The 13,158-nt window shown below is 54.1% G+C and carries 11 protein-coding genes; 8 read left to right on the top strand and 3 right to left on the bottom strand.

The window, feature by feature from the left end:
* The first annotated feature begins 374 nt into the window (after positions 1–374).
* From V8V93_RS16590 to asnB, 8 genes are all read left to right on the top strand, one after another.
* Positions 375–1,610, top strand: a complete 1,236-nt coding sequence (locus V8V93_RS16590) for a glycosyltransferase family 4 protein (protein ID WP_338667730.1) — start codon at positions 375–377, stop codon at positions 1,608–1,610.
* On the top strand, positions 1,607–2,737 hold the full coding sequence (gene wecB, locus V8V93_RS16585) for a non-hydrolyzing UDP-N-acetylglucosamine 2-epimerase (protein ID WP_338667729.1): 1,131 nt from the start codon (positions 1,607–1,609) through the stop codon (positions 2,735–2,737). The genes V8V93_RS16590 and wecB overlap by 4 nt, the downstream gene beginning before the upstream one ends.
* Positions 2,721–3,962 (top strand): UDP-N-acetyl-D-mannosamine dehydrogenase, encoded by a 1,242-nt coding sequence (gene wecC, locus V8V93_RS16580; protein WP_338667728.1) that lies wholly within the window; start codon positions 2,721–2,723, stop codon positions 3,960–3,962. The genes wecB and wecC overlap by 17 nt, the downstream gene beginning before the upstream one ends.
* A gap of 30 nt (positions 3,963–3,992) precedes the next feature.
* Positions 3,993–4,520 carry an acyltransferase gene (locus V8V93_RS16575; protein WP_338667727.1) on the top strand — a complete coding sequence of 176 codons (528 nt, stop codon included), beginning with the start codon at positions 3,993–3,995 and terminating at the stop codon, positions 4,518–4,520.
* Between the two features lie 111 nt (positions 4,521–4,631).
* Positions 4,632–6,050, top strand: coding sequence for a lipopolysaccharide biosynthesis protein (locus tag V8V93_RS16570; protein WP_338667726.1), 1,419 nt, complete (start codon positions 4,632–4,634; stop codon positions 6,048–6,050).
* 70 nt (positions 6,051–6,120) lie between these two features.
* Positions 6,121–7,338 carry a glycosyltransferase gene (locus V8V93_RS16565; protein WP_338667724.1) on the top strand — a complete coding sequence of 406 codons (1,218 nt, stop codon included), beginning with the start codon at positions 6,121–6,123 and terminating at the stop codon, positions 7,336–7,338.
* The gene (locus tag V8V93_RS16560; RefSeq protein WP_338667722.1) at positions 7,335–8,561 is read left to right on the top strand and encodes a glycosyltransferase family 4 protein; all 1,227 of its coding nucleotides are present in this window, start codon (positions 7,335–7,337) and stop codon (positions 8,559–8,561) included. The genes V8V93_RS16565 and V8V93_RS16560 overlap by 4 nt, the downstream gene beginning before the upstream one ends.
* Complete coding sequence (gene asnB / locus V8V93_RS16555) at positions 8,561–10,441, top strand: asparagine synthase (glutamine-hydrolyzing) (RefSeq protein ID WP_338667721.1); 1,881 nt, start codon at positions 8,561–8,563, stop codon at positions 10,439–10,441. Before V8V93_RS16560 ends, asnB begins: the two co-directional genes overlap by 1 nt.
* Positions 10,442–10,454: 13 nt before the next feature.
* On the opposite strand, the gene V8V93_RS16550 is transcribed toward asnB, so the two are convergent.
* Genes V8V93_RS16550 through V8V93_RS16540 form a run of 3 tightly spaced genes read right to left on the bottom strand, consistent with a single transcriptional unit; the run spans position 10,455 to position 13,147 of the window.
* On the bottom strand, positions 10,455–11,444 hold the full coding sequence (locus V8V93_RS16550; protein WP_338667720.1) for an NAD-dependent epimerase/dehydratase family protein: 990 nt from the start codon (positions 11,442–11,444) through the stop codon (positions 10,455–10,457).
* A 9-nt stretch (positions 11,445–11,453) separates the two neighbouring features.
* Complete coding sequence (locus tag V8V93_RS16545) at positions 11,454–12,575, bottom strand: hypothetical protein (protein WP_338667719.1); 1,122 nt, start codon at positions 12,573–12,575, stop codon at positions 11,454–11,456.
* 17 nt (positions 12,576–12,592) lie between these two features.
* A complete protein-coding gene (locus V8V93_RS16540; RefSeq protein WP_338667718.1) occupies positions 12,593–13,147 on the bottom strand; it encodes a 4'-phosphopantetheinyl transferase family protein in 555 nt (184 codons plus the stop codon).
* Positions 13,148–13,158: the final 11 nt, after the last annotated feature.

Genomic DNA, 13,158 nt, shown 5'->3' with positions numbered 1-13,158 from the left:
ACGGATGATATTCTCAATTGAGACGTTGAATAGCTAAAAGAGACATGAGTGCCAAATTAATTCTGTATCAATATTTATTCACTGGATTCTTTTTAGGCTCGAATTGGTTCGTACCAGAGAGGGGGGGGCGATGCAAACCCAAAACGAAAGGGGAGCGAGAAAAGCCTCTCCTTGAAAAGGGAAAGGAAGGATGCGGAGAGGGCTTTTCCGGTGGGGGCGGAGATGTTCCTTTTCGGAGGGGCTTTCTTAAATTGTCAATGCCCCATGCACGTTGGGACAATCGCGAAAGAGGAAAGGCGTAGATTTTCTTGCCTCTGTATCTATACTCTGATAGATAGCGTGAGTCATTTCGACAACCCGATTATTGAGAAATCATGCCGTTAAATATTATCTATATACACCAGCACTTCAGCACTCGTGGTGGTTGTGCCGGAACTCGATCTTACGAGTTCGGGCGGCTCCTTGTCGGCAAGTTTCACCATCGGGTGAACATGCTGTGCGGGCGAAACAGAAAGTCCAACTTTGCACAACCCTCCGAAAGGGCTGTGGATAGAATTGATGTCGACGGCATAGATGTGCACGTATGCAACGTGTCGTATGCCCAGCAGGCAGGGTTTTGCGGACGCGTTAAGGCTTTTCTCGCATTCGCCCTGCAGGCGGCCCGTGAAGGAGTCAAACTCAAGGGCGCCGACCTTGTCTTTGCCACGTCCACACCGATCACCGTAGCGGTGCCGGGACTGCTGATTTCTTGGCTGAAGCGCATCCCGCTGGTCTTCGAGGTCAGGGATATCTGGCCGGAGTCGGCTGTAGCGACTGGTGTGTTGAAGAATCCCCTGCTGATCAGGTTTTTGACATGGTTTGAACGATTCGTGTACCGCAAAGCGACCCGAATAGTCACGGTCAGTGAAAGAATGAAGGCCCGGATGGTTGAGTGCGCCAATATTCCTCCCAACAAAATCACGGTGGTTCCGCTAGGCGCCGATCCTGATTTGTTCGGTCAGGGAAGCCGTGTGAATTTCAGGAAACGGTACAAGTTGGAAAAGGATTTTGTCGCGATTTTTACGGGAGCTCATGGTCTGGCCAACGGCCTCGACCTGGTTGTCGACGCTGCGGCATACCTTCCTCCAGGAGTGAAAATCGTCCTGATTGGAGACGGTGGCAAGAAGGCAGAACTCAAGGAGAAGGCGCACAGTATGGGGCTTGACAACATACTGTTTTTGGACCCCCTCCCCAAGGATGAGCTAGCCGAGGTGTTGGCAGAAGTCGATTGCGGACTCATGATCCTGCAGCCGCTGGACATTTTTTCGACTGTCTTGCCGAACAAGTTTTTCGATTATCTTGCCTCCGGGCTTCCCATTGTCGTCAACTTTCCCGGAGGAGTGGCTGATATTGTTGAAGGGAAGCAGGTTGGCATATTCACCCGGAACAGTACTCCTCAATCGTTGGCCGAGGCTATAACCCGTTTCGCGGAAGATAGGGAATTTTGCCAACGGTGCGGCTCCAACGGACGGGAGTTGAGCAAAGAGTATTCTCGTGAGAAACTCATTGTCGATTTCGAGCGGTGTCTTGCTGATGCCGTTTCCCAATATGACTGGGGCTGGCGGCGATGAAACGAAAGGTTCTTGTCGTTTTTGGGACAAGGCCGGAAGCCATCAAGATGGTGCCGGTTATTTATGCGTTGAAAGAGGCTTCCGATGCATTCGAATTTGCCACGTGCGTCACAGCGCAACACAGGGAGATGCTTGACCAGGTTCTTGAGTTGTTCGGCGTGACGCCGGATTTCGACTTGAATCTCATGCGGGCCAATCAGTCTCTGGAACAGATCACCAGTTTGGTGATCCACGGCGTCGGGCAGGTGTGTGCGGAATACAAACCCGATGTGCTTCTGGTGCACGGTGATACCACGACGACTTTTGCGGCATCACTGGCCGCGTTTTATAATCGGGTTCCCGTCGGGCACGTCGAAGCCGGACTCAGGACATGGAACAAGTCATCTCCGTGGCCCGAGGAAATGAACAGGTGTCTGACCGGCGCTCTCTCTTCACTGCACTTTGCTCCGACCGAGCAGGCTCGGCAAAATCTCATCAAGGAAAATGTTTCGGAAGATCGCATTGACGTGACGGGAAACACGGTCATCGACGCCCTGCTCCACATTGCGCAGAGGATAGACGGCGATGCCAGATTGACGCAAAAGCTGGAATCGGAATTCCCTTCCGTTGACTGGAGTAAACGGATTGTGCTCGTCACCGGACACCGGCGAGAAAATTTTGGCAAATTCGAGGGCATCTGCAAGGCTCTGGAGGAGCTCGCGGGGCGGCCCGATGTAGAAATCCTCTATCCCGTGCATCTCAATCCCAACGTCAGGATTCCGGTTTTCAAGTGTCTGGAAAATGTCCCTGGAGTCCATCTCTGCGATCCGGTCGAATATCTGACGTTCACGTTTTTTATGATGAAGGCCACGCTTATCCTGACTGATTCCGGCGGTGTCCAGGAAGAAGCCCCAAGCCTTGGAAAACCCGTCCTGGTCATGCGGGACAAGACTGAACGGCCGGAGGCTATAGAAAAGGGCACCGCCTTGCTGGTCGGTGTCGAGCCAGATTCCATCCTGCAAGCGGCCAATAGGTTGCTTGACGACCCAGACGCCTATGCCGCAATGGCCAAGGCGCACAACCCCTTTGGTGACGGGCGGGCTGCCCACAGAATAATAACTAGGTTGCGAAATGAAGAGTCCTTATAAAAATATTTGTGTCATTGGTCTTGGATATATCGGTCTGCCAACTAGTGCCTGTCTGGCCAGTCGGGGCGTGAATGTACATGGTGTGGATGTCAACAAGAATATCGTCAACCGGATCAATGCCGGTGATGTTCATATTGTCGAAGAAGGGCTCGACGAGCTCGTCAAGACCGTCGTAAAGCAGGGCAAGTTGGAAGCGGGCACGAGTCCGGTGGAGGCCGACGCCTTTATCATAACCGTTCCCACGCCGATCAACGAAGACAAGACTCCATGTATGGATTACGTCTGGGCCGCTGTGCGGTCCATCGCCTCCGTCCTGAAAAAGGGTGATCTGGTCATACTGGAGTCCACTTCACCTGTTCACACGACAACCAGAATGCTCTCATTGCTGCAGGAATTGTGCCCTGAGCTGACCTTTGCCAAGGATTGGGAGGACTCGACTCAGGATGTGTATGTTGCGTATTGTCCTGAGCGGGTTATCCCCGGTAGAACCATGTACGAACTGGTGAATAATGACCGGGTTGTCGGCGGGGCCAGTCAGGCATGCGCAGCACGGGCAAAGTCGCTCTATGGGATCTTTGTTGAAGGCGAGTGCATTGTCACCAATGCCAAGACCGCCGAGATGGCCAAGTTGACCGAAAACGCATACAGGGATGTCAATATTGCATTTGCCAATGAACTCTCAATGATCTGCAAAGATTCCGGCATTGATCCCTGGGAGCTTATTTCGCTGGCAAACCGTCACCCCAGAGTCAACATCCTGCAGCCCAGTCCCGGTGTAGGGGGACATTGCATCGCTCTCGATCCCTGGTTTATCGTTGACCAGGCTCCCGCCAGGGCGCTCTTGATCAGGACGGCCAGGCAAGTGAACATTGAAAAGGAAAACTTTGTTTTTGAGGAAATCCTGGGAGTGCTGGCCGGTCGGATAAACTGCACGATCGCCGTGTGGGGGTTGGCTTACAAACCGAATATTGATGATCTGCGAGAGAGTCCTGCCTTGTCCATTGCCCGTCGTCTGGTGGCGCAAAAAGGCCTTCGGGTGTTGGTCGTTGAACCCAATGCCGAATCCGATTTCGTGATGGAAGGAGGGGAGATGGTGTCTCTTGAGCTGTCTCTTGAACAGGCCGATGTCATTGCCATTCTCGTCGGTCATGACCAGTTCAAACAGGTGTCTTCGGATCGCCTTGAAGCGGTCACGGTGATGGATTTCGTGAACGCGCTTCAATAGCGCGACAGAGTGGAGATGGCAGGTCTAGATATGCCGAATCAATTACGGACACTCCTTTTTTACCTGCTGTATCCACTCATCAGTTGGTTGCCTGCGCATGGACCTATAAACAGGGTGCGCGGTAAGTTGGTCGCTCCCTTTCTCGGAGCGTGCGGCAAGCGGTTCGTTCTGGGACAGTCAGTCAGGATTTACAAACCCCAACGTATTGTGATTGGCGACGACGTCACGATCAATTCCGGGACATATCTGATTGGCAGTACCGCCACCATCTTCATTGGGGACGGAACGCATATCGCTCCACGGTGTTTCTTGGAAACCATGAATCACGTCTTTGACAACCCAGACATGCCCATCCGTATGCAGGGCAGCGAATCAGCCGATATTACAATAGGCAAAGAGTGCTGGCTCGCCTATGGTGTAGTTGTTTTGCCGGGGGCGACTATCGGCGACGGTGCCGTTGTCGGGGCCAGGGCCGTGGTGACCAAAGACTTGGCTCCGCTCAGTGTCAATGTAGGTACGCCAGCAAAAAAGCTGCGTATGCGGGGGACGGGCGCATAACTCGCTCATCAGCCCATACCGAGTGTATGGCTTCAGGACCTGTCTCTCGCGGTGAGCCTGCTTCACAAAAAAGTAGCTATGATCCTGCATTCGAGAGACATGTCTTAACTCATGACGAAATCAAGTAAATCCGTCCTTAAAAACTTCGGCTATCTTTTGTCCGCCCATTGGGTGCGAGAGGTTTTGCAGACGATTTTCATCATTGCCCTGGCCAGGCAGGGCACCGAGATGTATGGCCAGTTCATGCTTGCCATCAGCATCGGTCAGCTCCTGCTGTTTGCCTCGGAATTCGGGCTTAACCAGCATCTTTCGACCATGCTGGCACGGAAGGAGAATTATCCCTCTCGCATACTTCGGCAGGTGACGTTCATCAAGGTCGCCTTTTTATTTTTTGGCTGGCTGGCCATGATCGGCTTCACCTTCTGGCAGGATTATTCGCCGCAGCTACGGGCCATTATCATTGTTGTTGCCACTGCCATCGGGCTTGAGGGCATAGGCAACTCATTCTTTGTGGCCTGTCAGGTTCTTGAGCGGCAGGACGTGGAAGGCAAAAGTCGTGGCATCGCCTCTTTGTTTGGATATGGCTATGGTTTGATAGCCCTGTTTTCCGGTTTCCCGGCAACCATGGTCGCCCTGTTTAAGATTTTGGAAACATTTACCAATCTTGGCGTGGTCGCCCGTCTGTTTTTTAGGCGATTTTGGAGGTCGTTTCGGCTGGAAAGCTTTACCGATGTCTGGGGTGTCTGGAAAGAAGGGTTGGTCTATACTGCAATGGCTGTTTGCGCCATATTTTATAACAAGATCAACATGTTCTTTCTGCAAAAATATGCGGGGTCGGAAGGCGTTGCACAGTACAGCGCCACTTGGCAGATCGTCGATTTCGTGTCGGTCCTTGTCTCAAGCCTCTTGCTCGGAAAGGTCATGTTTCCGCTGTTCACCAAGCTCTGGGTCAATGACCGGACGCAGTTCAAAAGACTGGCACAAAAGTCGTCGGCCTGGCTTGTGGCGGCGGCCCTTCCCATTTCCTACGTGCTCTTTGTGGAAAGCGACCGCATAATCACGCTGGTGTACGGGCAGAACTACGGCCCAGCCATCCAGATGCAGAAGGAACTCGTCGGCTGCATCCTTTTCGCCTTTATCCACAATCTGGCGAGTTATCTCATGGTGAGCATGAAGTGCCAACGCATCCTGCTTGTCATGTACACCGTCGGGCTGGCGGCTAATTTCATTCTGTGTATGGTGCTTATTCCCCAGAACCCCATGTCGGGAACCGCCTATGCCATCTTGTTGACAAAGGGGGGCATGGCATTCATGACGGTCTCTTTTTGCCAATTCGCCATCGGGTTGTTTGTGGCTAAAGATGTTCTCAGGCTTCTGGTGATAGTTGCGGCAGCCGTGGTGGTCCATCTTGTCACGGTACAGTATTTTCCCAGGACAGTCGTAGAAATATTGACTCTTTGCCCATTGCTTTACCACGCATACAGGCTATATCTTCGTCAGCAGAAAACGTTGCCGGGAGCGTTGCTCTGATGGATAGTTCAAGATGTCCGGCTGTTGATATAAACACGGGAGAGTGCACTCTCCACATCAATGGGATCCAATGGTTGAACTGATACAGGGCGTTGCTTTATGGAGTGTTTTTATTGAAACCGCCATGGCGTTGCATGTGCTTGGGGCGTTGCTGTTCATGTTCGTTACCGCTTCTTTCATGCGTAAGGCTGTTCGGCGTGACACACCATTTGAGCGTCCTGCGGATACGCCCCATATCGCCATGATGGTGCCGGTGGGCAATGCCGCCCCTGGAGTCGAACCGAGCCTTCGGTCGCTGCTCGAGCAGGAGTACGGCCACTACCGCGTCATGCTGGTGACAGCCACAAAGGACGAGTCGGCCGTTCCATTGGTCCAAGCTCTGTGCCGGGAATACAGCCATGCGCAGCATATCGTGGCAGGGCCCGCGACGCGCTGTTGTCAGAAGAATTACAACCTGCTGGCTGGGGTGGCTTCAGTCACCGTTGATGAATCGATACTCGTGTTTTGCGACAGCACCCACGTGGCGAAACCGGATTTCCTGGCCCGCCTGACAGCGCCGATAGCGCGGGGGGAGGCTCTGATGACGTCCGGCTATCGTTTCGTCCAGCCCGGGGACAGTCATCTTGGAACCCTCTGCCAGATGCTGTCTGTGCAATCCATCCACATGCTTCAGGCCATACGTCCCATCACGCAGCCATGGGGCGGGGCGACTGCCATTAGCCGTAACACCTTTTTCGGCTACAACATTTTTGAGTTGTGGGAGCGAACCGTGGTCGATGATTTCACCATGGGGCCATATCTTCAAGGCAATGGTATCAGGTCATTGCCGGTGGCCGAGGCCTGTCTCGTCACCTATCTTTCGGGGCAGAGTATCAAAGGTTGGGAGGAGTGGTTTTTTCGCCAGTTGCAATACCTCAAGTTTTGCATGCCCCTCACATGGATAGCCTTCACAGCCGTCCCCGTAATCTTTTTTTTGATCCTCGCATATGTTGTTGTCGGTCTTGCCGGGCTAATGCTCGGGATCGGTACCGGGCCTTCATGGCTTGTGTCCGTGGTCTATCTCGCGGGGCTTGCCTTTACCGGCATCCTCTACACCAAGATTATACCGAACAGCGCCCCGCTGCCAATACAGTTGGCAGCCTATGCAATGCTTCATATTGGTGCTGCTGTCGGGTATATGCGCACATGGACAACCAACATCATTTCTTGGCACAGTATCAGATACCGCACCAAATTGGGCGGCGATGTCATAGAAATTATCCGCCCCACTGAGACCTCCGATCTATGAACCCTCCCCGCACCGCATATATTTCACTTTGGTTTCCCAAGCCGTCTGAAACATTCATTTTCCGTGAAGTCAAAAAGATGCGGGATATGGGGTTGCCACTACAAGTGTTCACCCTATATGCTGGCCTAACTAAGAACCTTTCCCCGGAAATGCAGGCGTTTCCTCCTTCGGAGTCCCTTGGCTCCATCAAGACTCCCATGCTGTTCGGCACCTTGATTAAGCATCTTGTGTCAGCCCCTGTACAGACGTTCTCGATGCTCAAGGCAGGGCCTTTCAACAAATGGCGTTCCCTGGAAGGATTGGGTGAAAACCTCTGGGCCTTCTGCTGCGGATTGCATCTGGTCAGGCGGTTTCGGGAAGAGGGCATCCAGCATATCCATGCTCCATGGGCCGGAGGACCGGCCACGGCCGCTTGGGTTGCTTCGCGACTCACGGGCATCCCTTTCTCCTTTGCCGGAAGGGCCGGCGACATCTACCCGCCCGAAGGTTCGCTGTGCGGCAAGATAAAGGATGCCTCCTTTGTTCGGGTCAATCACGGAGCCAATGTCTCGTATCTGCAGTCCGTTGCCGAGGGCCATGAAGACAAGATCACGCTGGTCTATAATGCGCTTTCATTGGCACCTGAGGGTGAACGGCTTCCCTCGGACAACGGAAAACTCAGGCTGCTGGCTGCGGGGCGTCTGGTTAGGACTAAGGGGTTTGACAATCTGCTTGACGCCTGTTCCATTGTTAAAGAGCAGGGTGTCGACTTTTTATTGACATTCGCTGGAGACGGCATGCTCCGCAGCAAGTTGACCCGACAGGCTGTCGATCTAGGGCTGACAGATTTTGTCGATTTCAAGGGATTTCTCAGTCATGATGCGTTGTCCCGTCTCATGCTGGCCAGCGATGCATTGGTTATGCCCAGTGTGGTGGACACCAATGGAGACAGGGACGGCATCCCCAATGTCATCATGGAGGCGTATGCCCATGGCCTTCCTGTAATCGCTACGGACGTGGCCGGGATCAGCGAGGTCGTGATTAACGATAGGACGGGGTATCTTGTCCCGCAGAGGAGTCCTGAGATTCTGGCCGATGCCATTATCCGGCTGGCTCGGGCCCCTGAAGGGGCCCAATCTCTTGCCGATGCGGGGAAGAGCCATGTCATGGATTTATTTGATCAGGAAAAAAACTGTTCCACCTTGATCGAACTGTTCTCGGCGCATGCGCGAGGTGCTGACTGATGTGCGGCATCGCCGGGGTTGTCCATGCCCGAATGACGTCGGATGCGCTCCGGCAGTGCGCCGTTAGCATGGCAGATGGCGTGCGCCATCGCGGACCGGATTCCAGTGGGGTGTGGGTCGAAAGGCCTGCCGCGTTATCGCACCGCCGCCTAGAGGTTATCGATCTCAGCTCGGGGGGGCAGCCCATGATGAGCGATTGCGGCCGGTTTGTCATTGTCTTCAACGGCGAGATATACAATTTTCAGGAAGTGCGAGTCTCTCTGGAGACCAAAGGGCGTCGATTCCGCACGACCTCGGACACCGAAGTCCTGTTGCAGGCCTATATGGAGTATGGCGAATCGTGCTTGTCATTCCTTGAGGGCATGTTTGCCTTTGCCATATGGGATACCAAAAAAGAATCACTGTTCGCCGCGCGGGACAGAATGGGGAAAAAACCATTCTACTACACTTGCCAGAACGGCATATTCGCCTTTGCTTCGGAGTTGTCTTCACTCGCCCATGTGCCTGACATATCTTTTAATCTGGATATGCAGGCCATGGCCCAGTTTCTGACCTGCAAATACGTCCCGACTCCCGGTTCCATTTATACGGAAGCGAGGAAACTTCAGCCGGGACATTGTCTGCGGTTCGGGGATGGAGAGATCACTGTTGCCCGCTATTGGTCACTGCCGTCTCCGGTCAGCGGCGTGGCCACCGGCGAAGTGGCTGAACGTATCAGGTCGTTATTGGAGGAGGCTGTCGGGCGTCGTCTGATAAGTGATGTCCCCTTGGGCGCTTTCCTCAGCGGTGGCCTTGATTCGACGGTCATTGTCAGCCTCATGTCGCGGTTAGGAAATACGCAGGTCAAAACCTTTTCCATAGGCTTTGAGGCGAAGGCCTATGATGAATCCGCGTATGCTGCCCAGGCTGCTCGATTCGCAGGAACGGACCATCGCAATGCGAACCTTACCAGCGAGATGTGCGCGGGGCTGGTGAGTGAAGTTGTGGGCAGATTCGACGAACCTCTGGCAGACCCGTCGATTATCCCGACCTATTTCCTATCCCGGTTTGTCAAACAACATGTCACTGTGGCTTTGTCCGGTGATGGGGCCGATGAATTGTTCGGCGGATACGAGCATTTTCCGGCCTTCTTGTGGGCGCAACGCTGTGCCGCTCTCGGCGCGCCTATGCATTTGATTTTTGAAGGACTGCGTCGCATGCTGCCTGTTTCTCCTCATTACATCAGTCCGGGGCATGCTGTGGGCCGGTTCGCCGAGGCGGTCAAGGCTCCTGCACCGCACAGGGTGCCCCGTATGCTCATGGCCTTTTCCCCGGAAGCCCAGAAAGCGCTGTGGGTATCAGCCCCGAGTGAGTCTCCCGAGCTGCTGTTCGGCCATCCGGCCGAGAGCTGGAAGGGGTTTGAGGATAGAGATCCACTGGACGCGGTGTTCAACTACTACGCACGGACCTATCTGCTCGATTATATACTGACGAAAGTCGACCGCTGCTCAATGATGCACGGGCTGGAGGTGCGGTCGCCGTTTTTGGATACGGCTTTGGTGGAGTTTGTTTTCAGTCTGCCAGGCCGCTTCAAGGTCCCAGGAGGAAAGCGAAAGCACCTCATGAAGCAGGCGCTCTCCGAATTCATGCCGTCGAGCATCCAAAAACGCAACAAGCGGGGATTTCTCATGCCCGTAGCCGGTTGGCTCGGCAGTAGTCTGAAACCCCAATTGGAGCGATTCACCGATGCCGGATTCTTGAAACGACAGGGGTTGTTCCGTCCGGAAGCAGTCAAGTCACTAATCTTTGAGCATGAAAACAATGTGGTGGACAGGCGTGAGGAGTTGTGGACCTTTCTTGTTCTGCAACTTTGGCTGGAGGCAAACGGGTACACCGTGTAGAGGGGCTGTCGTCTTACAACAAGCCGTTTTCCCGGCACCATTGGATGGTACCGCGCATCCCTTCTTCAAGGCTGATTTGGGGGGAATACCCGAAATCCGCATTGGCGCGGCCATGGGTGCATACCCATCCCGACTGTTTGGCTTCCCGCCATTTGTCCGGCAGCAGATGGTTGGTCGGCAATCCGAGACGGGCCAGCACGCCATTGACCATGGCTACCGCGCCGATGGCGAAAAGCGGGATGGGGAATAGCATCTGCCCGCGCCCGACGACGTCTCCGATAGCCTTGCCGATTCCCGACCAGGATGCGGTCTGGCCAGAGAGGAAATAGACATTGCCCGAATCGACATCCCCGTCCAGCAGGCTGTTCCCCAGGGAAACGATGCCCCGGACCAGATCGTTGACGTGAATGATGCTCATGAGTGTCTTGCGGCTACCGGGGACAGGGAAAAGACCGAGTCTGGCCCCTGAATATAGAGGGAGAAAAGCATAGTCCCTTGGGCCATAGACCATGGATGGCCTGACGATGCCCACCGCAGTCAAGTCGGCGAGCTCCATGAGTGCTTGTTCTGATTGCAGTTTCGCTTTCCCATAGTAGGAAACAGGGGCGGGCGTTGCGATCTCGTCCAGCCCCTCCGGCCCTGGATGCGGGCCTGCTGCCGCTTGGCTTGAAACGCCGATTACCGCCTTGACCCGATGACCGTGAGTCTTGACGGCTTTCACGAGATTGCGGGTGATGTTGACATTGCCGTTAAAATAGCCTTGCGGGGTGCTGGCCTTGGTTACACCGGCCACATGAAAGATCATGTCGCTGTTGCCGACGGGCCCGGCCATGGCCTTTGGTGAATCCATGCCGCAATCGACAAAGGACAACGATGAGTTGGCCAGCCAACGTGGATTGCTGTTTGGGCGAAGCAGGCAGGTTACGTCATGGCCGTCGGCTGCAAGCGCCTCTGCCAAATGGCTACCGACGAAGCCTGCTGCACCCGTAACCAAAACGCGCATGGTGATGTCCTAGAAATCCTTGCGATAAATACGATATTTTTTGTAGAGGTCGCCCCCAAAATCCTCCAGCAAGTCGTTGATACCTGCGTTGTCCTCCAGGGTCCAGCTCATTTCGATGTGTTTGTATTGGGGGAATTCCTCGCTCATCTTCATGATGTAATCCAGGGCGACAAGCGGCACGCCTGTCTGGTGGTACTTGGGCTTGACGCCGAAAATGATACAGCGCGTGCCGATGATTTTGGATTTGTGGCGCAGCAGTTTGTAGAGGGCGGTGACGCCGAGCTTTCCGTTGAATTCCTTGAGGAGCGGGTTGGCGTCCGGGAGGATGACGCCGACGCCAATGGGTTCATCGCCATGGTAGAGGAAAAAGGCCAGACGGGGCTCGATGATGTCTTTGAGTTCATGGGCCTGGATGGCGATTTCAGCATCCGTGGCCGGGACAAAGGCCCAGTTGTCTGCCCAAGCAGCCCGGTACAGCGTATTCATGAGGACCACTTCCTCATTCAGTTTTTTCATGTCCAGATGGCGTATGGTGACTTCTCCCTTGTCCACCAACCGGTTTGCAATCTTGGTCACCCACTCGGGCAACTGGTGGCCCCGGTTGAACTTGAAAGCGAAAAGGTCCTTTTCCTTGGTTTGGCCCGAGGCTTCCACCAACGCCGGATAATAATCTGGGTTGTAGGTCATCATGAGCACCGGCGGAACTTGCCCGCCCTTGATGAGCATGGCGACCTCATAGTTGGTGGATGGATTGAACGGCCCGTGCATGTATTCCATGCCCGCCTCACGAAGCCATACCTCGGCTGCGTCAAAAAGCATGTTGGCAGCTTCCTGATCGTCAATACATTCGAAAAAGCCCCAGCCCCCGGCTTTCTCATGGTGATACTTGTTGTAATTGTCATCAACGATGGCGGCGATCCGACCAATAACCTTCCGACCCTGTTTAAGAAGAAAGAGTTCGCGGTTGGCGAATTCCCAGAAGGGGTGTTTGCCCGGAGTCAACAGCTGCATAACGTTTTTCTTGATCGGTGGCACCCAGTTGGGGGAGTCTTTGTATATTGTCCAGGGCAGATCGACAAACTGCTTTATCTCCCCGGAAGAACGGACTGGAATTATTTTGAATTTAGACATGTATCTCTTCGGCTTTCTTATTGTTGTGCAAGGGCCAGCCAGCAATTGTTCACCGGTACCGCTACAATCGGGAGTTCCCCCTTGGGCGTCGCTATAGTCCCGCTGAGCTTGTCGTCTTTCTCATACAGAGCGGTTGCCGTCAACTCTCCGGGGTCGACGGTATTAAACCCCGTCCCCAAGGCCTTGGCCACTGCTTCCTTGAGACTCCACAGCAGGGCAAGGCGCGACAACGGATCGTGGACAAACGTTTCGGTGAGTTTTATTTCGGTTGGATCAAAGACACGTGGTACCGGATATGGCTGCATGAATTCTTCAGGGCAGGCCACGTCGATGCCGAGCCCCCGGCTCAAGGATACGGCGCACCACAGCGTTTCACCGGAAGTGGTGAACGAGATGGCTGGTGGAGGTGTTTTCCCGATTAATTTCGGTGCGCCCAGCTTCCCTCGCACGAGCGAGAAGCCTTGCGCATCAAATGTCAAATCGTGGCAGGAGGCTTCAATAAGCGCATGTCGATCAGTGCCGACTGAAGCTTGATGAACGGCGATTCTCATACCATTGCAGAAGAGAATCATGCGAAAGGCGC

Source organism: Pseudodesulfovibrio sp. 5S69 (genome assembly GCF_037094465.1).
Classification (GTDB): Bacteria; Desulfobacterota; Desulfovibrionia; order Desulfovibrionales; family Desulfovibrionaceae; genus Pseudodesulfovibrio; species Pseudodesulfovibrio methanolicus.
Note: the sequence above shows the minus strand (reverse complement) of the source record. Positions and strands in the feature narration are given on the sequence as shown.

Coding starts and splice junctions, on each gene's coding strand:
- V8V93_RS16590 (WP_338667730.1), top strand. CDS start 375: ATGCCGTTAAATATTATCTATATACACCAGCACTTCAGCACTCGTGGT.
- wecB (WP_338667729.1), top strand. CDS start 1,607: ATGAAACGAAAGGTTCTTGTCGTTTTTGGGACAAGGCCGGAAGCCATC.
- wecC (WP_338667728.1), top strand. CDS start 2,721: ATGAAGAGTCCTTATAAAAATATTTGTGTCATTGGTCTTGGATATATC.
- V8V93_RS16575 (WP_338667727.1), top strand. CDS start 3,993: ATGCCGAATCAATTACGGACACTCCTTTTTTACCTGCTGTATCCACTC.
- V8V93_RS16570 (WP_338667726.1), top strand. CDS start 4,632: ATGACGAAATCAAGTAAATCCGTCCTTAAAAACTTCGGCTATCTTTTG.
- V8V93_RS16565 (WP_338667724.1), top strand. CDS start 6,121: ATGGTTGAACTGATACAGGGCGTTGCTTTATGGAGTGTTTTTATTGAA.
- V8V93_RS16560 (WP_338667722.1), top strand. CDS start 7,335: ATGAACCCTCCCCGCACCGCATATATTTCACTTTGGTTTCCCAAGCCG.
- asnB (WP_338667721.1), top strand. CDS start 8,561: ATGTGCGGCATCGCCGGGGTTGTCCATGCCCGAATGACGTCGGATGCG.
- V8V93_RS16550 (WP_338667720.1), bottom strand. CDS start 11,444: ATGCGCGTTTTGGTTACGGGTGCAGCAGGCTTCGTCGGTAGCCATTTG.
- V8V93_RS16545 (WP_338667719.1), bottom strand. CDS start 12,575: ATGTCTAAATTCAAAATAATTCCAGTCCGTTCTTCCGGGGAGATAAAG.
- V8V93_RS16540 (WP_338667718.1), bottom strand. CDS start 13,147: ATGATTCTCTTCTGCAATGGTATGAGAATCGCCGTTCATCAAGCTTCA.